The sequence below is a fragment of the Streptomyces sp. NPDC002092 genome (genome assembly GCF_053593775.1).
The window spans coordinates 103,346-129,275 of sequence record NZ_JBSFDG010000007.1; the positions used below are offsets into that span (position 1 = coordinate 103,346).

The window sequence follows — 25,930 nt, forward strand, 5'->3', positions numbered from 1 at the left end:
TCACGCACTGGTCAGGCTCATGCGCTGGTCAGGCTGACGACGGCCGACACCCGCTTGCCGACCGGCACCCGCTCCACGGTGACCTGCCTCGCCAGGACATGGACTATCTCCAGGCCGTGCCGGCCGACGCGCTCGGGATCGCGCGGGAAGCGGCGCGGCAGGGCCGCGCTGCTGTCGTAGACGCACACCGTGATCGAGGTGTCGGTGCCTTCGAGCTCCAGGATGTACGGTCCGTTGCTGTGCCGGTCCGCGTTGGTGACCAGTTCGCTCACGACCAGCATCACCTCGTCCTCGACACGGGCGTCGATCTTGGCGCACCACTCGGTGCGGAGTCGGCCCACGAAGTGCGCGGCGAAGGACCGGGCCTCAGCGATGCATCCCGGTTCGCCGGTGTAGTGCGCCGCCCGCCGTAGCGGTTCCACGGGCACGTCGAAACCAGTCGGTATCACTGCCCCGCCCACGTGCTCGATCATGCATGTCTCTCTCGGAAGCCGGCCTGGCCGGACGCTGCTGCATCAGTCCTGCTACCCCGAGCCGCGCCCCGCAGTCCCCGTCCGGGCTGATGTGTCCCCTGACACGTGGAACGCCGGTCATGTGGTGCTCGGCCCTGGAGCACTGTACGTGCCGGTGTCCCCAGGTGACGGCGGTTCGGTGGTCCCGGGCTCGGTGGAGGGTGATTCGGAGCTCGGCGACGGGACAGAAGGTGAGGTCGACGTCGACGGGCAGGGGCTCGGCTTGCCGGGCATGGAGACGCACGTGGACGGCGGCGACGAGGGTGCCGTCGGCGTGGACGCGCTCACCGACGGGGTGGGCTTGGCCGGTGGCTGGGTCCGGTGGTCGTGGTGGCCGGTGTCGCCCCGGTGCCGGGAGATCCATTCACCGTGGTCGGGGTCGTAGATGACGAAGATGTCGATGATCTGCGGTGCGGGGGTGACCACGACGACGTTCGAGGGGCGGTACGACGGCCAGCTGTCACCGGTCTGCTTCGGGGTGGTCTGCTGGGCGACGGGCGGCGTCAGCGGGTTGCCGCAGGCGCAGCGCACGCGCGGCACGCCGTGGCCGTCGACGAGGACGGCCGTGCCCGCCTGCAGGACGGCCTGGTAGCTGGTGGCGGCGCCGTCGCGGTAGCCGTGGTTGGTGACGCGGGTGTCCATGCGCAGCTGTACGGGCGTGAGCGCACGGAGGTAGGCGGGGACCCGGGAGGGGGTGACGCCGGCGACCGAGGCGAACGCGGTGTTCTTCGGCGGGGCCGCCTGGAGGGCCTTGATCTGGCGCTCCACGTCGCAGCTGGAGACGTTGCGGGTGCCGCCGTACAGTCCGGGCGCCGCGCCGCCCACGGCCCGTACCGCGTTCGCCGGGGCCGATCCGGTGGCCGGAGAGGCGGGGACGGCCGGGGCGGAGCTGTCCGTCGCCGTCGACTGCGTGAACGGCTCGGGGCCGGTCTTGCCCGCGGCCTGCAGGAAGACCTCTCCGCCCTTGCCCGAGCCGCCGCCGGACCGGCTGAAGACGACGGCGAGGACGACGGCGGCGACCACCACGGTGGTCAGCACGGCGACACGGGGTGCGGACCTCCACCAGGGCCGGCGGGGCGGCGGTGAAGGTGTGCCGCCGCCGCTGCCCGGTGGCTGCGAGGGTGGGCCCGAGGGCGGCTGGGAGGGGCCCGAGAGCGGGCCGGAAGGGGGGCCTGTGGGGCGTCCGGAGGACGGCGGTTCGAGGCTCACGAGTTCCTCTTCCCGATGCGGTTTCCTGCGGCCTGCCCCGACTTGAGCCGCTTTCTTACCTGCCGCTTCCATTGTGTGCTCCGGTGCTGTGGCGCTCGCAAGCCGACGCGGACGGCCCTCCCGGCGGGCGGGGCGGGCGGGCGCTGCTTAGCGTGGCGAGGGTGAGCCCGCGAACCCCCTCCGACCTGGCCGTCGCCCGCCATGGCTGGGTGCAGGCCGTGGCCGGGGTGCTGGCCGCGCTGATCGTCATGGGCATCGTGGCCGGCCTGGGGTTGTGGGCGGCCGGGGCGGCGGATCTCCCGGACGGCGCGTTCCCCCGGGTGGTCGCGGCGACGGTGGTGACGGCTGTCGGCGGCACGATCGAACTGTCGGGGAACGCCGGCGCGCTGGCCCGGTCCGCGGCCGGCCTGACGGTGATCCCGCTGTCGGTGACGCTGGCCGGGGCGCTCGTCCTCGCGGCGGGTTTCCTGCGCCCACTGCGGCACCGGGCGGTCGCCGGCGCCCCGGAGCTGGCGGGGTGGGCCGCGCGGATTGCCGTGGTGTGGCTGCTGGCCCTGCTGGGCCTGGCCCTGGGCGCCCGCCAGACCTTCGCGGTCGACCTCGGCAACGGGACCCTCGGCGACATCGGCGACCTGTTCGGCCTCGCACCGAAGGTGGGCTTCAGGACGGATGTGCCGCTGACCCTGCTCTTCGGTGTGCTGTGGCTGGCGGGTGTGCTGGTGCTGGCGCTGCTGGTCTCGCGCGGCGCGCCGCTGCCGGGGCGGTTGCTGCGCTTCCAGGAGTCGGTGCGCCCGGCCGCGTACGCCATGGTCGTGCTGCTGCTGGCGTATGTCGTCCTGGGCGTCGTCGTCACGCTGGTCGTCGCGGTGACCCGCGGCCACTGGGCGGAGAGCCTGGCGGTGATCCTGCTGGGTCTGCCGAACCTGGTCTGGCTGGCGCTCACGCTCGGTCTCGGTGCCACCTGGACGGGGCGGGTGCAGGGGCCGTTCGGGCTGCCCATGCCGCATGTGCTCGACGAGGTCCTGCGCACCAAGGAGGTCTCCACGCTCAACCTCCGTACGCTCGCCGATCACGACGGGCGGGTGTGGTGGCTGGTGGCCGTCGACGCGGTGCTGCTGCTGGCCGCCGCGTTCGTGCTGGCGGCACGCTCCCCGGCCCGGATGCGGGCCTGGCAGCACGCCCTGCACATGGCCGTGGCCCTCGCGCTGACGGTACTCATGATCTGTCTGGTGGGCCGGATCGACGCGCACTACGGGCTGTCTCTGCTCGGCGTCGGTGACCTGGGCGGGGGTCTGTCCGGGGATCTGTTCCTGAAGCCGAAGGTGTGGACCGCGCTGGGCCTGGCCGTGCTGTGGGGGCTGGTGACCGGTTTCCTCGGCGCGCTGCTGGCGCGGCCGGTGCGACGGCGTGGGAAGGCCGAAAAGGAGTGGGAGACATGATGCCGTCCGTGGCAGTGTCCGGTCAGTCGAGGTGCCGAGAGGGAGGGAACGCCATGGCGTTGGCTCTCGAAGACCGTCTGGCCGTCACCGAGTTGATCGCCCTGCACGGCCATCTGGTCGACGGCGGGGAACTGGACCGCTGTGACGAGGTGTTCACCTCGGACGTCGTCTACGACCTGTCGGACTTCGGCCAGGGCGAGGTCACAGGCCTCACTGCCTTCAAGGAGGCCGCGCTGGCGCTGGGCGCGAAGAACCCGGTGGCCCATCACGTGACCAACGTGGTGATCGAGGAGGCGGCCGACGGCCGGCTCCGTGCCCGCTCCAAGGGGCTGGGGATCATGACGGACGGCTCGTGCGGGTCCGTGACGTACGAGGACGTCGTGGTGCGCGTGGAGGCGGGCTGGCGCATCAGCCGGCGCAAGGTCGTGGCACGCCGTGTACCGCTCGGCGGGCTCGGCCAGGGGAACTGACGACGTGCCCCGAAGGGGCGCGGGGCTGTATTGATGTGCGGCTCCGCCGCGTGGGCGCGACCAGCCACAACCGGCCCGCAGGCGATCGACGGCCAATCGCGGCACGTCTCGCAGAGCGGCTAGCTCCGGCCGCGGAAGACCGGCTCGGCCCAGCGCGGTGGGGGCTCGGGGCCGTCATGCTCCGCGCGGACGACCCGCAGGTCCACCTCCGTCGGCGGATGGCCGGCACCCCGCGCGGTGTCGGTCACCGCACCGCGCAGGGAGGCGACGAACGCGAGGCAGGAGTCCTGGCGGTCGTCCGGGCTCTTGGCGAGGGCCGTAGCGAAGACGGTGTCGACGGCCGGGGTGAGGTCGGGGCGGAACTCCGTCAGCGGCGGCGGCTGGTCGTACTGGTGGGCCCACAGCAGGGCCATGTCGTCCTCGCGCCGGAAGGGCGGCCGTCCCGCCAGGCACTCGAACACGACGCAGGCGAACCCGTAGACGTCGCAGCGCCCGTCGACCGGCCGGCCGGAGATCTGTTCGGGGGCCACGTAGTCGAGGGTGCCCACGAACTGGCCGACGGTCGTGAAACCGGTCAGGGACAGCGACTTCTTCGTCAGGCCGAAGTCGGTGAGGTAGGCGTGCTCGGGGTGGTCGCTGTCGGTGCCGCGGGCGACCAGGATGTTCCCGGGTTTCACGTCCCGGTGCACAAGACCGTAGTCGTGGGCGGCATCCAGCGCGGAGGCGACCTGCGCGGCGATGCGCAGCGCGGGCACGGGCGCGAGCGGGCCCCGCCGGTCGAGGAGATGACGCAGGTCGCTGCCTTCGACGTAGCGCATGGCGATGTACAGGAGGCCGTCCGTCTCGCCGGCCTCGTAGACCGGCACGATGTGCGGGTGGTCGATCGCGGCGGCCGCCCGGGACTCGTGGGTGAAGCGCAGCCGGAAGGTGTCGTTGCGGGCGAGTTCGGGGGCGAGCAGTTTGAGGGCGACCGTGCGGTCCAGGCGCAGGTCGCGGGCGCGGTAGACGACGGCCATGCCGCCGCGGCCGATCTCGCGCTCGATGCGGTAGCCGGCGACCTGCCGGCCGATCAGTTCGGAGGGCCGGCCCGAGAACAGGCTCGTGTCACGGGCCATCGGGGGTCACGACCTGCGTGGGGGCGTGGCCGGGGCCGGCCGGGGCGGCGCGGGGTCCGTCGTCGGTGGCGTACGTGCTCAGGTGCTTCCCGTCGCCGTACACCCACCGCCCCTGCTCGGTGTCGTACAGCCACACGGACTCGCCGTCGACGACGATCCCGATGCGCAGCCCCTGCGTACGACCGCGGAAGGCCTCGCCGTCGAGGCCGCCGCGGGCCAGTTCCTCGACCGCGCTGCGGTAGCGCGCCAGGTTCTGTTCGGCACGGGCGAGCAGCGGGCGCGGGTCGGCGGTGCGGGCCTGGGGGCCGTCGGCGGCGGGCGGGTCCTGGGGTACGGCGACCAGGCAGCGGCCGTCGACCCAGGCGGACCAGCCGTTGGCGCACAGCACATGCCCCCAGTCGCCGCGCCGCTCGACGAGCTGGACCGGCAGCAGCGGGTCGAGGGGCACGGTGGGGCGGGCCGGGTCGGGGTTCTCCCAGGCGGGCATGCCGTGCTGGGGGACGACGTGCGTGGGCCGGAAGCCGGGGGTCGCCATCACGACTTCCGCATCACGGCGGGTTCGTGGCGGCGCAGCAGCCGGGAGACGGCGAAGCAGAACACCGCGGAGAGCACCACCAGCATGGCGATGTTCAGCAGCCACACGCCGGCCGAGTGCTTGAACAGCGGGTCGCCGGTCAGATCGCCGGGCACGATCCGCGCCAGGCCTACGGTGCCCGCCATCGCGCCGAGCGCCCACCGGGAGGGGACCAGCCAGGACAGCTGCTCCAGGCCCGGCACTCCATGGAGCTTCAGGAGGGCGCCGCAGAAGACGACCTGGACGATGGCGAGCAGCACCAGCAGCGGCATCGTCACCTCCTCCTTGCGCACCAGCGCCGACACCAGCAGGCCGAGCGTCATCGCCGTGAACGCCAGCAGGGCGACGGCGATGGTGATTTCGACAAGGGGCGGCATCAACACGCCTTCGCCGCCGGGCGCGTTGAGGTCGACGCCCAGGAGGGCCACGAGGGTGAGCACCACGGCCTGCAGGACGGTGATCGTGCCCAGGACGACGACCTTCGACATCAGGTACGCCGATCTGGACAGGCCCACGGCCCGCTCGCGCCGGTAGATGGTGCGTTCTTTGACGAGTTCGCGAACCGCGTTGGCCGCGCCGGTGAGGACTCCGCCGACACACAGGATGAGCAGCGCGTTCATCGCGGTCGCCTGGGTGAGCCTGCTGCCGGCCAGGGCGCGGGCCATGGCGCCCATCACGAAGGGCAGGGCGATCATGATGGCGAGGAAGGTGCGGTCGGCGCCGAGCGCGGCGGTGTAGCGGCGCACCAGCGTGCCGAGCTGGGCGCCGCGGCTGCGGGGCCGGGCGGGCGGGGTGATCACGACGGGGCCCGAGCGGGGTACTCGGGGCTGGGCGGTGGCTTCGGTGATGTAGTGCCGGTGGAAGGGCGAGAAGCGGTAGTCGCCGGCCCAGTCACGGTCGTCGTGTTCGAAGGCCTCGAAGGCCTCCGGCCACTGCTCGAAGCCGAAGAAGGCGAGGGCGTCCTCCGGCTGGCCGTAGTAGGCGATCCTGCCGCCGGGGGCGAGCACCAGGAGCCGGTCGCACACGTCGAGGCTGAGCACGCTGTGGGTGACGACGATGACGGTACGGCCGTCGTCGGCGAGGCCGCGCAGCATGTGCATCACCGAGCGGTCCATTCCGGGGTCCAGGCCGGAGGTCGGTTCGTCGAGAAAGAGCAGTGACGGCTTGGTCAGCAGCTCCAGGGCCACGCTGACCCGCTTGCGCTGCCCGCCCGAGAGGCTGTGCACCGGCTGGTCGGCGCGCTGCTCGAGGCCCAGTTCGCGGATGACCTCGTCGACCCGGGCCCGGCGCTCGGCCTTCGCGGTGTCCTGCGGGAAGCGCAGCTCGGCGGCGTAGGACAGGGCGCTGCGGACGGTGAGCTGCGCGTGCAGGATGTCGTCCTGCGGGACCAGGCCGATGCGCTGGCGCAGCTCGGCGTAGTCGCGGTAGAGATCGCGCCCGTCGTAGAGCACGGTGCCGTGGTCGGCGGGCCGCTGCCCGGTGAGGGCGTTGAGCAGTGTGGACTTGCCGGCGCCGCTCGGGCCGACGACCGCGAGCAGGCACTTCTCCCCCACCGGGAACGACACATGGTCGAGCAGGGTCTTGCGGCCGCGGTCGACGGCGACGGTGAGGTTCTGCACGTCGAGGGAGATCTCGCCGGTGTCGACGTACTCCTGCAGTTGGTCGCCGACGAGGCAGAACGCGGAGTGGCCGATGCCGACGATGTCGCCGGGACCGATGGTGGCGGTGGTCACGGGCGAGCCGTTGAGGAAGGTGCCGTTGTGGCTGCCGAGGTCGGCGATCTCGTAGCTGCCGTCGGGCAGGGCACGCAGTTCGGCGTGGTGCCGGGAGATCACGAGGTCGTCGACGACCAGGTCGTTGTCGGCGGCGCGGCCGATGCGAACAGTGCGGGCGGGCAGCGGCCGTACGGTGGTGGGCCGGCGGAAGGTGCCGGTCAGGCCGGGCATCGACACCGCGGAGGGGCGCTCGGGGACCGGTGTCGGGGGGCTGACGAGAACGGCGCACGGGCCGTCGGAGGGGTTGCCGAAGCGGATGACGCTGCCGGGGCCCACGCCCCGCTCGTGGATGCGGCGGCCGTCGGCGAAGGTGCCGTTGGTGCTGTTCTCGTCCTCGATCGTCCAGTGGTCGGCGTCGGGGCGCAGCACCGCGTGGTGCCAGGAGACCCGTGCGTCGTCGATGACGATGTCGCTCAACGGGTCGCGTCCGACGTGGTAGTCGCGGCCCGGGCTCATCACCGTGGAGCCCGCCTCGGTCTCCAGGACGAGTTCGGGCGCAGTCGGCGCCATCGGCCGCTCTGCCATGACGAGAATTCTACCGATTCGTTCACATCTGCGCCCGGCGTGCCAGGTACCGCAGGCGCTCAGCCGACGGGCAGGACGAGCGCCGGAATGGTTCGCTGCATCCGCAGGGCGTCGACGGACTCGGCCAGCAACTCGTACTCGGTGGTCTCGTCACTGGTCGCGATCCGCACCAGGTGCCCCGCGGCCAACTCGTCGGCGACCAGCTCCTGTTGGGCGATATTGGCGCACCATGAGCGCAGTACGGCCGGTACGTCGGGCACGGTGTCGGCGACGGGGACGAGCGAGCTCGGCGGGAAGTGCTCCGCCTCCGGCCGGGGATCGAGACGGTCGGCGATCCAGTTGGCCCGGTCGCGCAGCCACCACAGGGCGAGGGCCAGCGTGGGAGCCCGGTACGTGCCTAAAGGCACACCGATACGCTCGCCTCCGCAGGTCCCGTAAGCGGTGACATGGCATAAGAACTCGTCGTGCACGTTCGCTCCCCCGCTGCTCGCTCGCCTGTCGGCCGGCCTCGCTTTCGGTGCGGCTCATGTGCTGTCCGTGATGGCGTCTTCGCTCGCCGTGAAGTCCCTTGACTGTCGAGTATGTTCACTACTGAACCACTGTCACCACGACTTTCCGGCCAGTCTCCTGGCATATTCACAGGGGTAGTTGGCCGAAACCCTGCGAATGCTCCATTACCCGTGGGGTAATCGACGGTCCCGCGTGGGCCGGGCATGGTGGTCGTACCGGGTCGCCGCAACGCGAATCCGGGTCCCGACCAGCAGCTACAACCTCGATGGGGGCTGATTTCCCATGTTCGCGAACACCGACCGTCACGAGAACGCCGTCGCCCGCTGCTTCGAGGCCTGGAACGCGGGCGAACCGGAGGCAATGGCGAAGGCGGTCGCCGCTGCCTGGGCGACGGACGGCAGCTACACCGACCCTCCCCCAGAGGGGGGACCCCCAGCCGCCGTCAGCGGCCACGAGGAGATCGCGGCCCTGATCACCGCGGCGCACGGGCAGTTCCCGGGCTTCGCCTTCCGGCTGACCGGCGCTGTGGACGGCCACCACAACACGGCGCGTTTCTCCTGGGAGCTGGTCAGCGAGGCCGACGGCTCGGCACCGGTGGCCGGCTTCGACGTGATCACGCTGGACGAGGACGGCCGTATCCGCTCGGTGCTCGGTTTCCTGGACCGGGTTCCCGCCGGGGCGTGAGCTGCATCGGGCGACGGCGACCGGGTGACCGTGCGCCTGGGGAGCGGCTCAGCTCCTGAAGAAGGCATTGTTGAAGGCGCCGGCGCGGGCTGCCAGCCGCATGCGCCGGCGCAGCGGGTGCGTCAGGCCGCCCCGGTCGCCGTGCACGAGGCGCACAGCGCCGGGGCGAGCAGCCGACGCGCTGCCGGAGCCGTGGCGGACAGCACGTCGGCCGCGTCCTACGGCGAGGGTCCTAGGACTGGATGATCGCGTCGATGCGGGCCAGTTCTTCGCCGTCGAAGTCCAGATTGCGGGTGGCCGCGACGCTGTCCTCCATCTGCTGTGCGCTGCTGGCACCGACCAGCGCGGAGGTCACCCGGCCGCCGCGCAGCACCCAGGCCAGGGCCAGCTGGGCGAGGGTCTGGCCGCGGCCCTTGGCGATCTCGTCGAGGGCGCGAAGCCTGCCGACCAGGTCCGAGGTGACCGCGTCCGAGTTGAGGAAGGGGCTGTCGCTCGCCGCCCGCGAGTCCTCCGGGATGCCGTCGAGGTAGCGGGAGGAGAGCAGGCCCTGCTCCAGCGGGGAGAAGACGATGGAGCCGACCTGGAGCTCGTCGAGGGCGTCCAGGAGGCCCTCCTCCTCGGGCCGGCGGTCCAGCATCGAGTAGCGCGGCTGGTGGATCAGCAGCGGAGTGCCCAGCTCACCGAGGATGCGGGCAGCCTCGCGGGTCTGCTCAGCCGAGTAGTTGGAGATGCCGACGTAGAGCGCCTTGCCCTGCTGGACCGCCGAGTGCAGGGCGCCCATCGTCTCCTCCAGGGGAGTCTCCGGGTCGGGGCGGTGCGAGTAGAAGATGTCGACGTAGTCGAGGCCCATCCGCCCAAGGCTCTGGTCGAGCGAGGACAGCAGGTACTTGCGGGAGCCCCACTCGCCGTACGGGCCGGGCCACATCAGGTAGCCGGCCTTGGTGGAGATGACGAGCTCGTCGCGGTACGGAGCGAAGTCGGCCTTCAGGAACTCACCGAGCGCGGACTCGGCCGCGCCGGGCGGCGGGCCGTAGTTGTTGGCCAGGTCGAAGTGGGTGACGCCGAGGTCGAAGGCGCGGCGCAGGATGGCCCGCTGGGTCTCGACCGGACGGTCGGGACCGAAGTTGTGCCACAGGCCGAGCGAGATCGCGGGGAGCTTCAGGCCGCTGCGTCCGGTGCGCCGGTAGGGCAGGTCCGCGTAACGGTCGGGGTGTGCGGTGTACAACGCGACTCCAGAGGGGTTGGCACACGGTTTCCCGGTTCCCGGAAGTTGAGGGAGGCCGGCACCCCATATCTTTCGCGACCTGCGAGCAGTGGTCCAACAGGAGAATGCGATGGGATTGAGCGGATAGGCTTCTCAATTATGGAACTGCGCCATCTCCAGCACTTTGTCGCGGTCGCCGAGGACCAGCATTTCACCCGCGCGGCGGAACGGCTGATGGTGTCCCAGTCGGGGCTGTCGGCCTCGATCCGGGCGCTGGAGCGGGAGTTGCAGACCCCGCTGTTCGTACGGACAACCCGCAGGGTCACGCTCACGGAGGCGGGGCGGGCGCTGCTCGGCGAGGCGGAACGGATCCTGGCGCAGGTGCGGTCCGCGCACGAGGCGGTCGCCGCCGTGCAGGGCGTGCTGCGCGGCACGCTCGCGCTGGGCACCGAGCAGTGCATCGCGGGGGTGCATGTGGCGGGGCTGCTCGCCGCGTTCCGGCGGCTCCATCCGGATGTGGAGATACGGCTGCGGCAGGCCGGCTCGGGCGCGCTGGCGGAGGAGGTCGCGGCCGGGCGCCTGGACCTGGCGTTCGCCTACCGTACGCAGGCGGACACCGACCAGCTGCGCTCGGTGTCGCTGACCGGTGAGCCGATGACGGTGCTGTGCCATCCCACCCACCGGCTGGCGACAGGCGGCGCGGCGGTCACGCCGGAAGAGCTCGGCGGGGAGGTGTTCGTGGACTTCCACCCGGACTGGGGGCCGCGCCGCACCACCGACACGGCCTTCGCGGCGGCGGGCGTGCGGCGCACCGTGGCGCTGGAGGTGAACGACGTGCACAGCCTGCTGGACCTGGTCGACGAGAACCTCGGCATCGCGGTCGTGCCCCGGCACTTCCGGTACAAGCGGGAGGCGCTCACCGCCCTGCCGGTGAAGGGCACCGGCGAGGCGGTCTACGAGACGGTGGCGCTGCTCCCGCCGCCGCAGGCGACCAGTCCCGCGGCCCGGGCGCTGATGGCGCTTCTGGAGCAGGGCACGCACGACGGGCCGTAATGCGCGATGGTGGATGCATGCATGCCAAGGACATCCTCATCGACGGGTTCAACCGCATCCAAGAAGAAGTCCACGCAGCCGTCGAGGGGCTCGGCCCCGACAACCTCAACGCCCGCCCCTACAAGGCCGGCAACTCCATCGCCTGGCTCGTCTGGCACCTCACCCGGGTCCAGGACGACCATGTGGCCGACGCCTTCGGGCTCGACCAGGTGTGGCTCGCCCAGGACTGGGAGAAGCGCTTCGGGCTTGACCTCCCGCGCCGCGACACGGGCTACGGGCACAGTTCCGCCAAGGTGGCCAAGGTGCGGGTCGACTCCGGCGACCTGCTGACCGGCTATTACGACGCCGTGCACGAGCAGTCCCTCGGCGTGCTGCGCGAACTGGCCGCCAAGGATCTCGAGCGCATCGTCGACGAGAACTGGGATCCGCCGGTCACCCTGGGCGTGCGGCTGGTCAGCGTCCTGTCCGACGACCTTCAGCACATCGGACAGGCCGCCTATGTACGGGGACTGCTTCAGAGCGCGGTTTCGTAGCCCGGCAGGACGACGTCCTCGATGAGGGCCCTGCGCTCGTCGAACGGGATGAACGCGCTCTTCAGCGCGTTGACCGTGACCGTGCGCAGGTCCTCGACCGTCCAGCCCGCCTGCTCCACCAGCAGCGACATCTCGCGGGTCATGGTGGTGCCCGACACCAGACGGTTGTCGGTGTTCAGCGTGACGCGGAAGCCGAGGTCCTTCAGGGCCGTGATCGGGTGCTCGGCGATCGACGTGGCGCACCCGGTCTGCAGGTTGGAGGTCGGGCACATCTCCAGGGCGATCCGGCGATCCCGGACCCAGCCCGCCAGCCGGCCCAGCTTGCCGTCGACGATGTCCTCGGTCAGGCGCACGCCGTGGCCCAGGCGCTGCGCGCCGCACACCTGCAGGGCCTGGTGGATGCTGGGCAGACCGAACGCCTCGCCGGCATGGATGGTGAAGGGCACGCTCTCGCGGCGCAGGTACGCGAAGGCGTCCAGGTGGTCGGCGGCCGGGAAGCCGTCCTCGGCACCGGCGATGTCGAAGCCCACGACCCCTGCGTCGCGGAAGGTCACCGCGAGATCTGCGGCCTCCCTCACCCGGTCGAACATCCGCATGCCGCACAGCAGGGTGCCCACGCGGACCGGGGTGCCCGCAGCAGCGGCCTTGGCCATACCGGCGGCGAGGCCCTCCTGGACGGTCTCGACGACCTCGGCCATCGTCAGCCCGCCACGGGTGTTCAGCTCGGGGGCGTAGCGCACCTCGCCGTAGACGACCCCGTCCGCGGCCAGGTCGAGGACGTACTCCTCGGCGACGCGCAGCAGGCCCTCGCGGGTCTGCATGACGGCGAGAGTGTGCTCGAAGGTGGCGATGTAGCGCACCAGATCACCGGAGTCGGCGGCCTCGACGTACCAGGCGGCCAGCTCGTCCGGGTCGGTGGTGGGCAGGGCGTGGCCCACCTCGGCCGCCAGCTCCGCCACGGTGGCGGGGCGCAGGCCGCCGTCGAGGTGGTCGTGCAGGACGGCCTTGGGCAGGCGGCGGATCACTTCGGCGTCTACGCGCGTTGCATTCATGGCGAGGGTTTTCCTTGAGCGGTGGTTCGAAGCGGCGGGGCGGAGGGTCGTCAGTCGGCAGGCTGGAGCAGGTCCCAGCGGTTGCCGTACAGGTCCTGGAAGACGGCGACCGAGCCGTAGGGCTCGTGGCGCGGCTCCTCCAGGAAGGTCACGCCGGCTGCGAGCATGCGGGCGTGGTCGCGGGTGAAGTCGTCGGTGTGCAGGAAGAATCCGACGCGTCCGCCGGTCTGGTCCCCGACCCGGGCGCGCTGCGCCTCGCCCTTGGCACGGGCCAGCAGCAGGGCGGTGCCCGCGGCCTCGGCGCCGGGCTGGACGACGACCCAGCGGGAGCCGTCGGGCCGGGGCGTGTCCTCGACGAGCCGGAAGCCGAGGGCCTCGGTGTAGAAGCGGATCGCCTCGTCATGGTCGTCGACGACGAGGGTGACCAGGGCGATGCGTCTCATCGGGGCCTTTCGCGAGGTCGGAGAGTGGTTGACGGGTGAGGTTATACGTAAAACCTGGGGTACGCCAGTCGGCCTCTGTCACTGCGGTCGTCTACAGTTCAGTAGACCGTCTACATAGCTGTAGTCAATCGGCCGCGGCATGCTGTCGCGCCCGCACCGAACCACACGAAAGGGGCAGCCCACCATGACCGCAGGGCCCCGCTCACACCCGCACGCGAGCACCCCGGTGGGCCGCCTCGCGATACCGGCGCTCCCTCTCCGCCCCAGCCCCACGACGGAAGAGCGCCGCCATGAGCCTTCGACCCGCGAAGACCACCGCCGACCACCAGCCGCGACCGCCCCGGCCACCTCACATGTTCGCCCTGCTCCGACGCCATCTCGGCGCGGCGATCGTGCTGTCCTACGCGGCCGCGGCGCTGCTGCCCGCTCCCGGACTGTGGCTGCGGCACCCGCACCCGATCGACATCCCCGGTCTCGCTGAACTCTCCCTGAGGACACCGCAGTTACTCCTGGCGCTCGTGCTGTTCTGCGCCGGCCTCCAGGTGCCGCTGCGCGAATTGCGGCTGCTGCTGAGGCGCCCGGCCGCGCTGGTCGCCGGACTCGTGCTGCACGTGCTGGCGCCCTTGTTGATCGTCCCCGGGGTCGCGTTCGCGCTGCGGCACTCCCCCGACCAGGACGGCGGCAGCGGCATGGTCGCCGCGATGATCCTGATCGTCGCGATGCCGGTGGCGGCCGGGGCGACGGTGTGGACCGCCAAGGGGGACGGCGACCAGCCGACGGCTGTCGGACTGGTCCTCGCCTCCACGCTGGTCAGCCCGCTGACGGTGCCCTTGACCCTGGCGGTGCTGTGCCCGCTGCTGCGCGGCGAGTACGCGGGCCGGCTGGCCGACGCGGCGCAGACCGCCGGGCACGCCTTCGCGCTCACCTCGGTCGTGCTGCCCTGCGGCGCGGGCCTGCTGTGCCGGTTGCTCCTGCCCCGGCGGGCGTCGGAGGGGCTCGTCGGCGGCGCCGTCGCCGCGGCGCTCCCGGCCTCCCTGCTGCTGACGTATGTGAACGCCAGTGGCGTGCTGGGGCCGTTCCTGCGTCATCCGCGCCCGGCGCTGCTGGCCGGCGCGCTGGCCGTGGCGGCGACCGTGTGCGGGCTGTCCTTCGCGCTCGGGCGGGTCGCCGCCCACGCTCTGCGGCTGGATGCGAGAGCCGGCGCATCCGTGACGCTGGCCTGCGGGATGAACAACAGCAGCGCCAGTGCCGTGCTCATCACGACGACGCTGCCCGACCGTCCGCACATCCTGCTGCCCGTGCTGGCATACGGGCTGCTGCAGAAGGTGGCGGCGGGGCGGGTGGTGCGCGGGTTCGGTTCCAGGGGAGAAGGAGGCCTACGGACTTAGGACTGCGGCCCGAGGTGCGATGCGGGACACGTCGGTAACGTCCCGGGCATGAAGATCACCGAGCCGCCCCGCAGCGTCGGGCAGCGCAAGCAGGACGTACTGGCCCGACTGGCGCGCGAGCGGGACATCTGGGTCGCCACCGCCGACACGGGCGGGCTGCCGTGCCTCGTCGCGCTGTGGTTCGCCTGGGACGGGGAGTCGGTCTGGATGTCCACCCGGGTCACCAACCCCACCGGACGCAATCTGCGCGACGGCGGGCGCACCCGGCTGGCGTTCGGTGACACGCAGGACGTGGTGCTCCTTGACGGGGACGTGGAGTCGTTCACCGGGCAGGACGTGCCGGCCGCGGCGGCCGACGCGTTCGTGGCGAAGACGGGGTGGGATCCGCGCCAGGACAGCGCGTCGTACGCCTTCTTCCGGGTGCGGCCGCGTGGCGTGCAGGCCTGGCGAGGAGGGCATGAGCTGCCCGGGCGGCATCTGATGCGGGACGGAGTGTGGGCGGTCTGAGACGACTGGGCACAGCGGCTGAGGGGCTCCCCCGAGGAGCCCCTCGGCCTCAGTCGGCCTTGCTGTGCAGGGCGTTGAGTCGCTCCAGCTCGTCGGCGGTGAGGCGGAGCGCTCCTGCTGCCACGTTCTCGGCCAGATGGTCGGGGTTGCCGGTGCCGGGGATGGCCAGGACGTGCGACCCCTGGTGCAGCGTCCAGGCGATGCGGACCTGGCTCGGGCTCGCGTCGTGGGCGCGGGCGACGGCAAGCACTTCCTCGTCGTAGGCGGTGCTCGCGCCCCTCTCCCCGCCCGATCCGGCGACGGCGAAGAACGGCACGAAGGCGATGCCCTGTTCGCCGCAGAGGCGCAGGACTTCGTCGGTGGTGGGGTCGTGGCGTTCGAGCCCGTACCGGTTCTGCACGCACACCACCGGCGCGATGGCCTGCGCCTCGGCAAGGTGCCGGGGCTCGACGCCTGAGATGCCCAGGTGCCGGATGAGTCCCGCCTCGCGCAGCTCGGCCAGCGCGCCGAAGTGCTCGGCGATCGAGTCCTGCTCGGTGCGGCGGAAGTTGACGACGTCGAGGTGGTCGCGGCCGAGCTGGCGCAGGTTCTCCTCCACATGACCGCGCAGCTGGTCGGGGCGGGCCGGACTGCCCCACTCCCCCCAGTAGTTGCGGTAGGGGCCGACCTTCGTGGTGATGACGAGGTCGTCCGGGTACGGGGCCAGCGCGCTGTTGATGATCTCGTTGGCGGACCGCAGCCGGGAGAAGTAGAAGGCCGCGGTGTCGATGTGGTTCACGCCGAGCTCGATCGCCTGGTGCAGCACGGCGATCGAGCGCCCGCGGTCGCTGGGTATCCCGTGGTGGAAGGCGGCGCTGCCCGTCAGCCGCATCGCTCCGAAGCCGATGCGATTGACGGTCAGGTCGCCGAGTTTCCACGTTCCCGCAGCGTCCGCGATGATCGTTTGGGAGGTCATCGGCGGAGTCTCGCACATGCGGGGCGCCCCGACGCGGGGACTTTGCGGATACGTGTGCGAAGTCGAGGGCCGTGTTCCACAGGAGAGGCGGTCAGCTCGTGCCCTCTTCGCCCGGGTCGCCGCTCTCCCCCGCTCCCGTGTACGCCGCCGTGGTCCGGTCCGCTGCCTTGCGTGCCGTTTTCTCGTCCTCGCCGCCGGCGATGTTCGCCGCGTACCAGGCTTCGCTGCTGGACGTCATGAAGCGACGACCCTCGTCCGAGCCCATCCAGGCCATGAATTTGTGCGGGTCGACGGCCGCGCCACCGCTTCCCAGGTGCAGGGAGAGCCCCCGGACCATCAGGTCCCATCCCACGCCGACGGCACCCGGGCCGAACTCCGCCCACTTCGTGTCGTCGACATGGGCGATGTGCTCCAACCGGAAGCGCGTGCCGTCCTCTTCGGAGGTCAGGTGGAGCTCGATCCAGCTGACCTCGCCGCCGTACTCCCAGGTCGCGGAGAAGCTCTTGGGCGGGTCGCAGCGCTCGATCACACCGCCCGCATTGCCTTCGAGCTGATAGCGGCCTCCCAGTCGCAGTTCGCCCGTCACGGGCAGGAGCCAGCGAGGGATGCGCTCGGGGTTCGTACAGGCGTCCCATACGTCGTCGAGCGGGGCGTCGTAGGTCCGGGTCACGGTCACCACACGTGCCTCGCCCGCCTTGAAGGTGCGCCGGCCGACCTGTCGGCGCACATCGCTGATGTCATGGGTCACGTCGGTCATGGGTGCTCCTCGGGGGTTCGTCGGCATCCCGGAGCCGGCGCGCGCGTTTCCCGCGCGCCAGCTCGGTGGCCAGGGCGTCCAGATGCGGGGTCCAGAAGCGGCGGAAGCGGTCGAGCCAGGCGTCTATGTCCTGCAACGGCTCGGCATTGACCGCGTACAGCCGCCGGGTTCCTTCGGGGCGGACGGTCGCGAACCCGTTCTCCCGCAGCACCTTCAGATGCTGCGACACGCCGGGCTGCGAGATCCCGAACTCCTCCCCGATGACCTCACAGAGCGCTCCCGAGGACATCTCCCCACCGGCCAGCAGCTCCAGGATCCGCCGGCGCACCGGGTCCCCGAGCACATCGAAGGCGTGCATGCGGCAACTATATCAGCCATCGCTTATATAAGCAGCACGCGATATAAGGGTTCGAAAAACGCCCGGCCTCGTCGCACGGCCGGGCGCTCTCCTCCTAGGAATCAGCTCAGCGGCTTGTGCAGCACCGCCTTGCGGTGGCTGAACGTCTCGATCGAGTAGCGGCCGTGGTAGCTGCCCATGCCGCTCTCGCCCACTCCGCCGAACGGCAGGTCCGAGACGGTGAGATGGGCCAGCGGCAGGCCGTGGCCGAGACCGCCGGAGGACGTCTCGGCGGCGATCCGGCCGCGGGTCTCCTCGGACTCGGAGAAGACATAGAGGGCGAGAGGCTTGTCGCGATCGTTGATGAAGTCGATCGCCGCGTCCAGGTCCGGCACGGTGACGATCGGCAGGATCGGGCCGAAGATCTCTTCCTGCATGACGGGCGACTTGGGATCGACGTCGGCGAGGACGGTCGGTGCGATGTACTTCGTCGTACGGTCGCTGCTGCCGCCGACGACGACGCGGCCCGAGTCGAGCAGGCCGGAGAGCCGGTCGAAGTGCCGCTCGTTGACGATCCGGCCGTATTCGGCCGAGGTGGACGGGTCGCTGCCGTACAGCGCCTCGACGGCGCGGGTGAACGCGGGCTCCAGGGCGGCCGCGGTGGCCGGGTCGGTCAGGACGTAGTCGGGGGCGACACAGGTCTGCCCGGCGTTGAGGAACTTGCCGCGGGCCAGCCGGTCCGCGACGACGTCGAGGTCGGTGTCGCGGTCGACGAACGCCGGGGACTTGCCGCCGAGTTCGAGGGTGACCGGGGTGAGGTGCTCGGCGGCGGCGCGCATGACGATGCGGCCGACGGCGCCGTTGCCGGTGTAGAAGATGTGGTCGAAGCGCTCGGCCAGCAGGGCCGTGGTCTCCGGGATGCCGCCCTCGACGACGGCGACCGCGTCGGTGTCGAGGTAGGCGGGCAGCAGACGGGCGAGCGCGGCGGAGGTGGCGGGGGCCAGTTCGCTCGGCTTGGCGACCACGGCGTTGCCCGCGGCCAGCGCGCCGACCAGCGGGGCGAGCAGGAGCTGGGCGGGGTAGTTCCAGGGGGCGATGACGAGGACGACACCGAGCGGGTCGTACTGCGTCCAGGCGCTCGCGTCCGCTCCGAGGTGGGCCGGTACCGGGGCGGCTTCGGGGCGCAGCCAGTCGGCGAGGTGGTCGAGGGTGTGGTCGATCTCGCGGATCGTGAAGTCGATCTCGGTGCGGTGCGCCTCGGTGGCGCTCTTGCCCAGGTCGGCGTGGAGGGCGGCGACCAGATCGGAGCCGTTGTCCGCGAGCAGTTCGCGCAGGCGGCGCAGCTGGGCGGTGCGCCACTCGACGGGCTTGGTACGGCCGGTGCGGAAGGTGGCGCGCAGCCGGGCCACGACGTCGGCGGGCTGCTCGGGGGTGGAGTGGTTCACGATGCCTCGCTGCTGGAACGGAAAAGGGTCAGGTGTATATGGCAACCTTTCATACACCAAAATAAATCCCGTCGGCGGAGGACTACTTTCCGCATGGAACCCGTCACGCACGCGCGAGCGCGTCAGGTGCGGCGAGCGCGTCATGTGCGGACGAGTTCCTGCCGCCGCCGTTCGAGATAGGTGCGTTCCGCCTGACTCTCCGAGTGCGCGATGGCCGCCTCGTACGCCCGTACCGCCTCGCTGTCACGCCCCAGGCGGCGCAGCAGGTCGGCGCGGACGGCATGGAAGACGTGGTAGCCGTCCAGGTCCAGCGCATCGACGGCCTCCAGGGCTTGGCGCGGTCCCTCGGTCTCGGCGACGGCGACCGCCCGGTTCAGGGCCACGACGGGGCTCGGCGCGAGGGCCAGCAGCTGGTCGTACAGCTGTCGGATCTGGTCCCAGTCGGTGGCGCCGGCGGTGGGCGCGTCGCTGTGGACGGCCTGGATGGCGGCCTGGATCTGGTACGGGCCGGGCTGGTTGCGGCGCAGGCAGCGGCGGACCAGTGACTGCCCCTCGGCGATCAGCTCCCGGTCCCAGCGGCTGCGGTCCTGCTCCGGCAGCGGTACCAGCGCGCCGTCCTCGTCCAGCCGGGCGGGGCGGCGGGAGTCGACGAGGAGCATCAGCGCGAGCAGTCCGGTGACCTCGGGCTCGTCCGGCATGAGCTCGGAAAGGAGGCGGCCGAGGCGTACGGCTTCCGCGCATAGGCCGGGGCTGCCGCCATAGCCCTCGTTGAAGATCAGGTAGACGACCGTCAGGACGCCCTTCAGGCGGTCCGGAAGGTCGGCGTCGCGGGGCACGCGGTAGGGGATGCGGGCGTCGCGGATCTTCGCCTTGGCGCGGACGAGACGCTGGGCCATCGTCGGCTCGGGCACCAGGAAGGCGCGTGCGATCTGCGCCGTGGTGAGGCCGCCGAGCAGGCGCAGGGTCAGGGCGACCTGCGCCTGGCGGGCGAGCGCCGGGTGGCAGCAGGTGAAGATCAGGCGGAGCCGGTCGTCGCGCACGGGGCCCTCCTCGGCCGGTGCGTCGGGGGTGTGCAACAGGGCCGCCTCGGCGTGCCGTGCCTCGCGGGAGGACTCGCGGCGCAGCCGGTCGATCGCGCGGTTGCGTGCGGTGGTGATGATCCAGCCGGCCGGGCTCGGCGGCACGCCGGTCTCCGGCCAGCGCTGCACGGCCGTCGTGAAGGCGTCCTGCACCGCTTCCTCGGCGAGGTCGATGTCACCGAGGAAGCGGACGAGGACGGCGACGGCGCGGCCGTACTCCGTACGGAAGACGGCCGCGACGTCTACGGGAGGGGACATCACTCCTCGGCCTGGTGCATGAACGGGCGCACCTCGATGGGCAGGGTGGTCGCCCAGGTCGCCCTCCTGCCCCATTCCAGGGCCGCGTCCAGGTCGGGGGCCTTGATCAGGCAGATGCCTCCGAGGTACTCCTTGCCCTCGGCGTACGGCCCGTCGGTGATGAGGACGTCGCCGCCCTGGGGCCGTAGCACGGTGGCCGTCTCGGGGCCGTGCAACCCGCCGGCGAAGACCCAGGCGCCGGCCTCGCGCAGTTCCGCATGGAAGGTGTCGAGGTTGCGGACGATCTCCCCCATCGCCTCGGGCCCGGGCGGCGTTCCGTCGGCCGGTGTGATCACGCTGAGCAGGTAGTACTGCATGACGTCCTCCTTGGCATGGTGCCGTTCTCTCACCTCCTACACGAACGGCACACCCCCGGATCGACACCGCGCACGACGAGATCGGGAGAATCTTCCGCATGACCGCCGCAGCGCACCCCCTCGTCTCCACCGCCCAGTCTCTCGCCGACGACCTCCTCGCCCCGAACGCGGCGCGCGTCGACCAGGAGGGGATGCCCGCGAGCCACATCGAGGCCGTCCGGCGGTCGGGGCTTCTCGGGGTGAGTGCGCCACGGGAGTACGGCGGCGCTGGCGCCCCCGACCCGGTGGCGCGGGAGGTCCAGGAGATCCTGGCCGGCGCGTGCTGCTCGACGTGGTTCGTGCAGACCCAGCACCACACTCCCGTGCGGCTGCTGGCGAGGTCCGAACTCCCGGTGCGGGAACGGCTGTTGGGTCCGCTGGCGTCCGGTGAGCTGCTGGCCGGGATCGCCTACGCCCATGTCCGTGCCTTCCCCCGGGTGCCCGTGCGGGCCACGGCGGAGCGGGACGGCTGGCGGTTCGAGGGCACCGTGCCCTGGTACACGGGCTGGGGGCTGAACGACGTGATGCTGCTCGCGGGCGTGACCGACTCGGCCGAGATCGTCTTCGCCTTCGCCGACGCCCGCGAGCAGCCGGGGCTGCGCGCCTCGCAGCCGATGCGGCTGGCGGCGCTCACCGCCGCCCGTACGGTCTCGCTGGAGCTGGACGGCCTCCGGTTGCCCGAGGAGAACGTGGTGCTGCGCACCCCGCGGGAGAAGTTCGCCCTGGTCGACCTGGAGCGGAGCACGAACGCCTCGCCGGCCGTCTTCGGGGTGGCGTACGCCGCGCTGCGTGTGCTGGAGGACGCCGGCGAGACGCAGACCGCCCGGGCGCTGCGCGGCCGCCTCGACGAGGTGCGGCGGCAGGCGTACGAGCTGGCCGATCACCCCGTCCCGCACGAGCGCGTCGCGGAACGGCTGGCGCTCAAGACGCGGTCCTACGACCTGATGCGTGCGGCCACGACCGCGGCGGTCGTGGCCGGGGGCGGCCGCACCATGGACGTACGCCATCCCGCCCAGCGGCTGGCCCGCGAGGGAATGTTCCTGCTGGTGCAGGGGCAGACCTCGGTGGTGCGGCGGGCGCATCTCGACATGCTCACGGAGATCCAGGAGGCCTGATGACGAAGAGCCCGGCCGAGGTCGTCCGGGCGGCGTTCCGGTGCTACCGCGCGCAGGACCGGGAGGCGGCCATGGCGCTCTACGCCGAGGATTTCTCCTTCACCAGTCCGCAGGACGACCATCTCGACAAGGCGGCCTTCTTCGAACGGTGTTTCCCGGCCGCGGACCGGTTCGTGGAACAGCGGATGCTGCATGTCGTGCCCGCCGACGAGGAGCTCGTACTCGTCCACTACGAGTACGAGCTCACGACCGGCGACCGGTACCGCAATGTCGAGGCGATCACCGTCCGGGACGGGCTCGTCCGGGAGGTGCAGGTCTTCTTCGGCGGCAGGGTCGGCGCGAGCGGCTAGCCCGCGAACGGCACCTGTGCCGAGGGGGCGACCGGCTGGGCGAACGGGTGCTGCCACAGGCCCTGTGCGGCCAGGCGCGGCAGCACGCCCTCGCCGAACCAGTACGCCTCCTCCAGGTGCGGGTAGCCGGAGAGCACGAACTCCTCGACCCCCAGGGCCGTATACTCCTTGATCCGCTCGGCGACCTCCTCGTGGCTGCCCACCAGGGCGGTGCCCGCCCCGCCGCGGACCAGGCCGATGCCGGCCCAGAGGTTGGGGTGGATCTCCAGGCTGTCGCGGTTGCCGCCGCCGTGCAGGGCGAGCATCCGCTGCTGGCCCTCGGACTCGCTGCGGGCGAGGCCTGCCTGGACGGACCGCACGGTCTGCGGGTCGAAGCCGTCGAGGAGCCGGTTCGCCTCCGCCCACGCCTGCTCGGAGGTGTCGCGGGTGATGACGTGGAGGCGGATGCCGAAGCGCAGGGTGCGGCCCTCCTTGGCGGCGAGCCCCCTGATCCAGGCGATCTTCCCGGCGACCTGGGCGGGCGGCTCGCCCCAGGTGAGGTAGGTGTCGACGTACTTGGCGGCGACCTCTCCGGCAACGGGCGAGGACCCGCCGAAGTACACCTCGGGGACCGGGTCGGGCACCCGGGCGAGCTTGGCGTCCGCGACCTGGAGATGCTCGCCGTGCAGGTCGACGCTCTTGCCCTCCCACAGCGCCCGGACGATTTCCAGGAATTCGCCGGTACGGCGGTAGCGGGCGTCCTTGTCCAGGAAGTCGCCGTAGGCCCGCTGCTCGTGGCTCTCGCCGCCCGTGACGACGTTGAGGAGCAGCCGCCCGCCGCTCTGCCTCTGGAAGGTGGACGCCATCTGCGCGGCCAGCGTCGGCGAGACGAAGCCGGGGCGGAAGGCGACCAGGAACTTCAGGCGTTCGGTGTGTTGGCTGACCATGGCGGTGGTCAGCCACGCGTCCTCGCACCAGGCGCCCGTGGGGGTGAGCGCGCCGACGAAGCCCAGGTCCTCCGCGGCCTTGGCGATCTGGCTCAGATAGGCCACCGTCGGCGGCCGGTCCCGGCCGGAGGCGGTGGCGGGGGTGCCGTGGCCGCCGCCGACGACGTGCCGGCTGTCGCCGTTGGTGGGCAGGAACCAGTGGAAGGTGAGGGACACGTGGGGTCTCCGATCAGAGGTGTCGCTGGTGTCGCTAGAGGAGGCCGTGGCGGGGCGGCCGGGTGCCGTTCAGGACGTACCGGCCGATGTGCTGGATCTTCCAGCGGGCCGGGTCGTGCAGGGTGTGGGTGCGGGCGTCACGCCAATGCCGGTGCAGATTCAGGGAGTTGAGTGCCGCCCGGGTGCCGGACACCTCGAACAGGGCGCTCGCCACCCCGACCGCCGACTGCGCGGCCTGCACCTTGGCCGCGGCGACCGCGATGGACGCCTCGGCCGCCGTGTCGTCGGTGAGGTCGGTGCGCGCCGCGTCGACCGCGCGGGCGGCCTCGCGCAGCAGGGCCTCGGACGCCCGTACCTGGAGGGCGAGTTCACCGAACCGCTGGATGAGCAGCGGGTCCTCGGTTGCGGTGTCCACACCGCTCTCGAACCAGGGGCGGCTCTTGCTGCGCACGAACTCGGCGGCTTCAGCGAGGGCTCCCCCGGCGATCCCCGCGTCGATGGCCGCGTGCAGCAACTGGGCCACGGCACCGTGCAGTTGCGGCCCCTGAAAGGTGAGGTGGTGCGGAAGCACGCGGTCGGCGGGCACCTGGACACCGTCCAGGCGCACGGTTCCGCTGGCGGTCGTGCGCTGCCCCATGCCGTCCCAGTCGTCGATCACTGTCAGGCCGGGGGCCTGCCGGGGCACGTAGGCGACCTGCAGGTTGTCGTCCTCGGCGCGGGCCAGCACCGGGATCCAGTCCGCGAAGAGGGCCCCGGTGGAGTAGTGCTTGACACCGGTCAGCAGGTAGGAGCCGTCCGGCTGCGGTTCCAGCCGGGTGCGGATGTCCTGGACGTGCTTGGTGCCCGCCTCGGACTGGGCGTTGCCGAAGCGGCGGCCCTCGAGCAGCTCGGCGAAGAAGAACTTCCGCTGTTCCTCGGTTCCCTGACGGCGGATCACATTGACGTAGGCGAAGTGGCTCTGCGGGATCTGGGCGAGGCTGGCGTCGGCCGAGGCGAGCAGCCGGAAGATCTCGGCGAGGGTGAGCGCGCTGACGTCCGCGCCGCCGTGCTCGGCGGGGACGGTGACCGCGAGCAGCCCAGAGGCGGACAGCTTGTCCAACTCTTCGCGCGGAAGCCTGCGTTCGGCGTCCCGGGCCGCAGCGCCGGCGCGGAACTCCTCGGCCAGAGCGGCCGCGACGGCGAGGGCCTCCGCGTCGTCGGCGATGACATGGGCGGACACGGCGCTCAGCTCGCCGCGGCCAGGAGCCGGGTGCGGCCCAGGGCCGTGGAGAACTGGTCGACGACCTGGGCGAGGGCCTCGGTGGCGCCCGGCGACACGGTGAGCCGGCCGTCCTCGTGCACGGTGATGTCCTTGTCGAGGGTGAACCAGCCCTGGACGATGTGCCCGGCGCCCATGGAGGACAGGACCGGGCGCAGCGCGTAGTCGATGGCCAGGACGTGGGCGGTCGAGCCGCCGGTGGCCAGCGGCAGCACGGTCTTGCCGGTCAGCGCGTACTGCGGGAGCAGGTCGAGGAGTGCCTTCAGGACCCCGGAGTACGACGCCTTGTAGACGGGGGTGCCGACGACGACGCCGTCGGCCTGCGCGAACAGGTCGGTGGCGGCGACGATGGCGGGGTGCTTGAAGTCCGCGCCGAGCAGGGCCTCGGCGGGGATGGTGCGCACGTCGAGCGGTATCACCTCGTGGCCCTGTGCGATCAGCCTCTTGTCCAGGTGACGCAGCAGGCGGTTGGTGCGGGAGGAGGCGGAGGGGCTGCCGGAGACGGACAGGACGGTGGCCATGGGTCCTCTTTCAGGGATGCGCGGGGACGCGCTGGGATGCGGCCTCTTGCGAGGAGGCGGGGCGCCCGCGCACGGTCGGGCGCCCCGGGGAAGGGATCAGGAGTACCAGGTGGGTTCGGGCAGTTCGCCTTCGAGGACCCAGCGGCCGACCTCGCGCCGCTTGTAGGCGACGGGGTCGTGCAGGGTGTGGGTGCGGATGTTGCGCCAGAACCGGTCGAGGCCCTCGGAGGTGGCGGTGGAGCGGGCTCCGGTGACCTCGAAGACACGGTTCGCGATCTCGAGGGCGACATCGGTGGCGCGGGCCTTGACGGCCGCCACCCGTACCTCGAAGTCGCCGCGGGACTGCTCCGTGACGGCGTCCGGGTCGTCGTGCAGCTTCTGCCCCTCGGCGGCGACGGCGTCGGCGAGCGCCTCGGCCGCCCACAGTTTGGCGGTGAGGTCGCCGTATGTGTCGATCACGTAGGGCTCGTCGACCGCGCGTTCGTGGCCGCCGTGGAGCCAGGGCCGGGACTTGGTGCGGGTGTAGGTGGCCGCCGTCTCCAGCGCGCCGCCCGCGATACCCAGGTAGAAGTTGACGAAGACCAGTTGGATGGTGGGGACGTTGAGCGTGTTGTACGTGCGCGGCTGGAACTGCTTGTCGACGTAGCCGGCCGCGGAGGACCAGGGGGTGCGCACCCCGTCGAGGGTGACGCCTCCGCTCTCGGTGAGCCGTTGACCGATGTTGTCCCAGTCGTCGTGGAAGGTCAGGCCCTCGCTGTCGGAGGGCACGATGGCGAAGACGTGGTGGTCCGTGCCCTCCAGGACGCCTTCGAGGACGGTGACGTCGGAGACCTTGCTGCCGGTGGAGAAGGACTTGCGGCCGGTGAAGACGAGGTCGTCGCCGTCCTCGGTGACGATGACGTCCTTGTCTCGGGGGTTGACGGCACCCCCGAAGAACCAGCGGCCGCGGCTGGCCTCGGCCTCCACCTGCTCCCACTGCTCACGGGTGCCGACCAGACGGGCGGCCCAGAACCACAGGTAGTGGTATCCGAGGAGCTGGCCGATGGAGCCGTCGGCCTTGGCGACCTCGCGGACGACGCGGTAGGCGGTGGGCCAGTCCTGGCCTGCGCCGCCGTGCTCGGTGGGGCCGAGCAGGGTGACGAGGCCGGCGTCCTTCAGGAGCTGGACCTCGGCGTACGGGGTGGCTCCGGCGCGGTCGCGCTCCGCGGCGTCGATGGCGAGGACGGCGGCGACCTCGGCGGCGCGGGAGATCCAGTCCTGGGCGGTCCGCGGGGCGGGGCGGGCGGTCCAGTCGGTGGGCGTGGCGGTGCTCATGCTGATGACCT

At 71.6% G+C, this 25,930-nt stretch carries 28 protein-coding genes; 9 read left to right on the forward strand and 19 right to left on the reverse strand.

The features are described 5' to 3' along the window. Window positions 1–17: 17 nt before the first annotated feature. Together ACWCRD_RS17675 and ACWCRD_RS17680 are read right to left on the reverse strand one after the other, a co-directional pair. Window positions 18–473 carry an ATP-binding protein gene (locus tag ACWCRD_RS17675; protein ID WP_450966731.1) on the reverse strand — a complete coding sequence of 152 codons (456 nt, stop codon included), beginning with the start codon at window positions 471–473 and terminating at the stop codon, window positions 18–20. A 117-nt stretch (window positions 474–590) separates the two neighbouring features. Next, window positions 591–1,721, reverse strand: a complete 1,131-nt coding sequence (locus ACWCRD_RS17680) for a DUF6777 domain-containing protein (protein WP_450966732.1) — start codon at window positions 1,719–1,721, stop codon at window positions 591–593. A gap of 161 nt (window positions 1,722–1,882) precedes the next feature. Here ACWCRD_RS17680 and ACWCRD_RS17685 point away from each other — a divergent pair, with 161 nt between their 5' ends. Continuing rightward, a complete protein-coding gene (locus ACWCRD_RS17685) occupies window positions 1,883–3,160 on the forward strand; it encodes a streptophobe family protein (protein ID WP_450966733.1) in 1,278 nt (425 codons plus the stop codon). A gap of 53 nt (window positions 3,161–3,213) precedes the next feature. After that, complete coding sequence (locus ACWCRD_RS17690; protein ID WP_450966734.1) at window positions 3,214–3,630, forward strand: nuclear transport factor 2 family protein; 417 nt, start codon at window positions 3,214–3,216, stop codon at window positions 3,628–3,630. Between the two features lie 119 nt (window positions 3,631–3,749). Here ACWCRD_RS17690 and ACWCRD_RS17695 read toward each other — a convergent pair whose 3' ends face one another. The 4 genes from ACWCRD_RS17695 to ACWCRD_RS17710 are packed head-to-tail and all read right to left on the reverse strand — an operon-like array spanning window position 3,750 to window position 8,089. Beyond that, window positions 3,750–4,745 carry a serine/threonine-protein kinase gene (locus tag ACWCRD_RS17695; RefSeq protein ID WP_450966735.1) on the reverse strand — a complete coding sequence of 332 codons (996 nt, stop codon included), beginning with the start codon at window positions 4,743–4,745 and terminating at the stop codon, window positions 3,750–3,752. Further along, entirely contained in the window at window positions 4,735–5,280 is a 546-nt protein-coding gene (locus ACWCRD_RS17700; RefSeq protein WP_450966736.1) for a hypothetical protein, read from the reverse strand. The genes ACWCRD_RS17695 and ACWCRD_RS17700 overlap by 11 nt, the downstream gene beginning before the upstream one ends. After that, complete coding sequence (locus ACWCRD_RS17705) at window positions 5,280–7,619, reverse strand: FHA domain-containing protein (protein ID WP_450966737.1); 2,340 nt, start codon at window positions 7,617–7,619, stop codon at window positions 5,280–5,282. Before ACWCRD_RS17705 ends, ACWCRD_RS17700 begins: the two co-directional genes overlap by 1 nt. A 59-nt stretch (window positions 7,620–7,678) precedes the next feature. Next, window positions 7,679–8,089, reverse strand: a complete 411-nt coding sequence (locus ACWCRD_RS17710; RefSeq protein ID WP_450966738.1) for a hypothetical protein — start codon at window positions 8,087–8,089, stop codon at window positions 7,679–7,681. Between the two features lie 322 nt (window positions 8,090–8,411). On the opposite strand from ACWCRD_RS17710, the gene ACWCRD_RS17715 reads away from it, so the two are divergent. Further along, window positions 8,412–8,813, forward strand: a complete 402-nt coding sequence (locus ACWCRD_RS17715; protein WP_450966739.1) for a nuclear transport factor 2 family protein — start codon at window positions 8,412–8,414, stop codon at window positions 8,811–8,813. Between the two features lie 232 nt (window positions 8,814–9,045). On the opposite strand, the gene mgrA is transcribed toward ACWCRD_RS17715, so the two are convergent. After that, complete coding sequence (mgrA, locus tag ACWCRD_RS17720) at window positions 9,046–10,038, reverse strand: L-glyceraldehyde 3-phosphate reductase (protein WP_450966740.1); 993 nt, start codon at window positions 10,036–10,038, stop codon at window positions 9,046–9,048. Between the two features lie 138 nt (window positions 10,039–10,176). Here mgrA and ACWCRD_RS17725 point away from each other — a divergent pair, with 138 nt between their 5' ends. Both ACWCRD_RS17725 and ACWCRD_RS17730 read left to right on the forward strand, forming a co-directional pair. After that, window positions 10,177–11,070, forward strand: a complete 894-nt coding sequence (locus ACWCRD_RS17725) for a LysR substrate-binding domain-containing protein (protein ID WP_450966741.1) — start codon at window positions 10,177–10,179, stop codon at window positions 11,068–11,070. Between the two features lie 17 nt (window positions 11,071–11,087). Beyond that, window positions 11,088–11,603: a mycothiol transferase gene (locus ACWCRD_RS17730; protein WP_450966742.1), complete on the forward strand. Its 516-nt coding sequence runs from the start codon at window positions 11,088–11,090 to the stop codon at window positions 11,601–11,603. On the opposite strand, the gene ACWCRD_RS17735 is transcribed toward ACWCRD_RS17730, so the two are convergent. Together ACWCRD_RS17735 and ACWCRD_RS17740 are read right to left on the reverse strand one after the other, a co-directional pair. Next, window positions 11,585–12,655, reverse strand: a complete 1,071-nt coding sequence (locus tag ACWCRD_RS17735; RefSeq protein ID WP_450966743.1) for an adenosine deaminase — start codon at window positions 12,653–12,655, stop codon at window positions 11,585–11,587. The genes ACWCRD_RS17730 and ACWCRD_RS17735 overlap by 19 nt on opposite strands. 50 nt (window positions 12,656–12,705) lie before the next feature. Next, a complete protein-coding gene (locus ACWCRD_RS17740; protein ID WP_450966744.1) occupies window positions 12,706–13,098 on the reverse strand; it encodes a VOC family protein in 393 nt (130 codons plus the stop codon). A 290-nt stretch (window positions 13,099–13,388) separates the two neighbouring features. Between ACWCRD_RS17740 and ACWCRD_RS17745 the strand changes: the two genes are divergently transcribed. After that, window positions 13,389–14,486 carry a sodium-dependent transporter gene (locus tag ACWCRD_RS17745; RefSeq protein WP_450966745.1) on the forward strand — a complete coding sequence of 366 codons (1,098 nt, stop codon included), beginning with the start codon at window positions 13,389–13,391 and terminating at the stop codon, window positions 14,484–14,486. Window positions 14,487–14,534: 48 nt separating this feature from the next. Continuing rightward, window positions 14,535–14,993 (forward strand): pyridoxamine 5'-phosphate oxidase family protein, encoded by a 459-nt coding sequence (locus ACWCRD_RS17750; protein WP_450966746.1) that lies wholly within the window; start codon window positions 14,535–14,537, stop codon window positions 14,991–14,993. Between the two features lie 49 nt (window positions 14,994–15,042). On the opposite strand, the gene ACWCRD_RS17755 is transcribed toward ACWCRD_RS17750, so the two are convergent. From ACWCRD_RS17755 to ACWCRD_RS17780, 6 genes are all read right to left on the reverse strand, one after another. After that, window positions 15,043–15,948, reverse strand: a complete 906-nt coding sequence (locus ACWCRD_RS17755; RefSeq protein WP_450966747.1) for an aldo/keto reductase — start codon at window positions 15,946–15,948, stop codon at window positions 15,043–15,045. Window positions 15,949–16,039: 91 nt separating this feature from the next. Beyond that, on the reverse strand, window positions 16,040–16,705 hold the full coding sequence (locus ACWCRD_RS17760; protein ID WP_450966748.1) for an SRPBCC family protein: 666 nt from the start codon (window positions 16,703–16,705) through the stop codon (window positions 16,040–16,042). Beyond that, the gene (locus ACWCRD_RS17765; RefSeq protein ID WP_450966749.1) at window positions 16,686–17,063 is read right to left on the reverse strand and encodes an ArsR/SmtB family transcription factor; all 378 of its coding nucleotides are present in this window, start codon (window positions 17,061–17,063) and stop codon (window positions 16,686–16,688) included. Before ACWCRD_RS17765 ends, ACWCRD_RS17760 begins: the two co-directional genes overlap by 20 nt. Before the next feature lie 101 nt (window positions 17,064–17,164). Next, complete coding sequence (locus ACWCRD_RS17770) at window positions 17,165–18,487, reverse strand: aldehyde dehydrogenase family protein (protein ID WP_450966750.1); 1,323 nt, start codon at window positions 18,485–18,487, stop codon at window positions 17,165–17,167. A gap of 140 nt (window positions 18,488–18,627) precedes the next feature. After that, window positions 18,628–19,824, reverse strand: a complete 1,197-nt coding sequence (locus ACWCRD_RS17775; protein WP_450966751.1) for an RNA polymerase sigma factor — start codon at window positions 19,822–19,824, stop codon at window positions 18,628–18,630. After that, window positions 19,824–20,180, reverse strand: coding sequence for a YciI family protein (locus ACWCRD_RS17780; RefSeq protein ID WP_450966752.1), 357 nt, complete (start codon window positions 20,178–20,180; stop codon window positions 19,824–19,826). The genes ACWCRD_RS17775 and ACWCRD_RS17780 overlap by 1 nt, the downstream gene beginning before the upstream one ends. 98 nt (window positions 20,181–20,278) lie before the next feature. Here ACWCRD_RS17780 and ACWCRD_RS17785 point away from each other — a divergent pair, with 98 nt between their 5' ends. After that, window positions 20,279–21,334 carry an acyl-CoA dehydrogenase family protein gene (locus ACWCRD_RS17785; protein WP_450966753.1) on the forward strand — a complete coding sequence of 352 codons (1,056 nt, stop codon included), beginning with the start codon at window positions 20,279–20,281 and terminating at the stop codon, window positions 21,332–21,334. Then, complete coding sequence (locus tag ACWCRD_RS17790) at window positions 21,334–21,684, forward strand: nuclear transport factor 2 family protein (RefSeq protein WP_450966754.1); 351 nt, start codon at window positions 21,334–21,336, stop codon at window positions 21,682–21,684. The genes ACWCRD_RS17785 and ACWCRD_RS17790 overlap by 1 nt, the downstream gene beginning before the upstream one ends. On the opposite strand, the gene ACWCRD_RS17795 is transcribed toward ACWCRD_RS17790, so the two are convergent. The 4 genes from ACWCRD_RS17795 to ACWCRD_RS17810 all read right to left on the reverse strand — a co-directional run bounded on the left by ACWCRD_RS17795 (window position 21,681) and on the right by ACWCRD_RS17810 (window position 25,919). Continuing rightward, on the reverse strand, window positions 21,681–22,826 hold the full coding sequence (locus tag ACWCRD_RS17795) for an LLM class flavin-dependent oxidoreductase (RefSeq protein ID WP_450966755.1): 1,146 nt from the start codon (window positions 22,824–22,826) through the stop codon (window positions 21,681–21,683). The two genes, ACWCRD_RS17790 and ACWCRD_RS17795, sit on opposite strands and share 4 nt — an antisense overlap. Window positions 22,827–22,860: 34 nt before the next feature. Beyond that, a complete protein-coding gene (locus ACWCRD_RS17800) occupies window positions 22,861–24,045 on the reverse strand; it encodes an SfnB family sulfur acquisition oxidoreductase (RefSeq protein WP_450966756.1) in 1,185 nt (394 codons plus the stop codon). A 5-nt stretch (window positions 24,046–24,050) separates the two neighbouring features. After that, on the reverse strand, window positions 24,051–24,605 hold the full coding sequence (ssuE, locus tag ACWCRD_RS17805) for an NADPH-dependent FMN reductase (protein ID WP_450966757.1): 555 nt from the start codon (window positions 24,603–24,605) through the stop codon (window positions 24,051–24,053). Between the two features lie 96 nt (window positions 24,606–24,701). Then, window positions 24,702–25,919 (reverse strand): acyl-CoA dehydrogenase family protein, encoded by a 1,218-nt coding sequence (locus ACWCRD_RS17810; protein ID WP_450966758.1) that lies wholly within the window; start codon window positions 25,917–25,919, stop codon window positions 24,702–24,704. Between the last annotated feature and the right edge of the window lie 11 nt (window positions 25,920–25,930).

What these genes read in the sequence shown, in the direction of transcription:
- ACWCRD_RS17695 (WP_450966735.1), bottom strand. Translation starts at nt 4,745, where the DNA reads ATGGCCCGTGACACGAGCCTGTTCTCGGGCCGGCCCTCCGAACTGATC.
- ACWCRD_RS17780 (WP_450966752.1), bottom strand. Translation starts at nt 20,180, where the DNA reads ATGCAGTACTACCTGCTCAGCGTGATCACACCGGCCGACGGAACGCCG.
- ACWCRD_RS17785 (WP_450966753.1), top strand. Translation starts at nt 20,279, where the DNA reads ATGACCGCCGCAGCGCACCCCCTCGTCTCCACCGCCCAGTCTCTCGCC.
- ACWCRD_RS17740 (WP_450966744.1), bottom strand. Translation starts at nt 13,098, where the DNA reads ATGAGACGCATCGCCCTGGTCACCCTCGTCGTCGACGACCATGACGAG.
- ACWCRD_RS17790 (WP_450966754.1), top strand. Translation starts at nt 21,334, where the DNA reads ATGACGAAGAGCCCGGCCGAGGTCGTCCGGGCGGCGTTCCGGTGCTAC.
- ACWCRD_RS17745 (WP_450966745.1), top strand. Translation starts at nt 13,389, where the DNA reads ATGAGCCTTCGACCCGCGAAGACCACCGCCGACCACCAGCCGCGACCG.
- ACWCRD_RS17775 (WP_450966751.1), bottom strand. Translation starts at nt 19,824, where the DNA reads ATGTCCCCTCCCGTAGACGTCGCGGCCGTCTTCCGTACGGAGTACGGC.
- ACWCRD_RS17755 (WP_450966747.1), bottom strand. Translation starts at nt 15,948, where the DNA reads ATGACCTCCCAAACGATCATCGCGGACGCTGCGGGAACGTGGAAACTC.
- ACWCRD_RS17675 (WP_450966731.1), bottom strand. Translation starts at nt 473, where the DNA reads ATGATCGAGCACGTGGGCGGGGCAGTGATACCGACTGGTTTCGACGTG.
- ACWCRD_RS17750 (WP_450966746.1), top strand. Translation starts at nt 14,535, where the DNA reads ATGAAGATCACCGAGCCGCCCCGCAGCGTCGGGCAGCGCAAGCAGGAC.
- ACWCRD_RS17735 (WP_450966743.1), bottom strand. Translation starts at nt 12,655, where the DNA reads ATGAATGCAACGCGCGTAGACGCCGAAGTGATCCGCCGCCTGCCCAAG.
- ACWCRD_RS17690 (WP_450966734.1), top strand. Translation starts at nt 3,214, where the DNA reads ATGGCGTTGGCTCTCGAAGACCGTCTGGCCGTCACCGAGTTGATCGCC.
- ACWCRD_RS17760 (WP_450966748.1), bottom strand. Translation starts at nt 16,705, where the DNA reads ATGACCGACGTGACCCATGACATCAGCGATGTGCGCCGACAGGTCGGC.
- ACWCRD_RS17810 (WP_450966758.1), bottom strand. Translation starts at nt 25,919, where the DNA reads ATGAGCACCGCCACGCCCACCGACTGGACCGCCCGCCCCGCCCCGCGG.
- ACWCRD_RS17730 (WP_450966742.1), top strand. Translation starts at nt 11,088, where the DNA reads ATGCATGCCAAGGACATCCTCATCGACGGGTTCAACCGCATCCAAGAA.
- ACWCRD_RS17765 (WP_450966749.1), bottom strand. Translation starts at nt 17,063, where the DNA reads ATGCACGCCTTCGATGTGCTCGGGGACCCGGTGCGCCGGCGGATCCTG.
- ACWCRD_RS17715 (WP_450966739.1), top strand. Translation starts at nt 8,412, where the DNA reads ATGTTCGCGAACACCGACCGTCACGAGAACGCCGTCGCCCGCTGCTTC.
- ACWCRD_RS17725 (WP_450966741.1), top strand. Translation starts at nt 10,177, where the DNA reads ATGGAACTGCGCCATCTCCAGCACTTTGTCGCGGTCGCCGAGGACCAG.
- ACWCRD_RS17700 (WP_450966736.1), bottom strand. Translation starts at nt 5,280, where the DNA reads ATGGCGACCCCCGGCTTCCGGCCCACGCACGTCGTCCCCCAGCACGGC.
- ssuE (WP_450966757.1), bottom strand. Translation starts at nt 24,605, where the DNA reads ATGGCCACCGTCCTGTCCGTCTCCGGCAGCCCCTCCGCCTCCTCCCGC.
- ACWCRD_RS17705 (WP_450966737.1), bottom strand. Translation starts at nt 7,619, where the DNA reads ATGGCAGAGCGGCCGATGGCGCCGACTGCGCCCGAACTCGTCCTGGAG.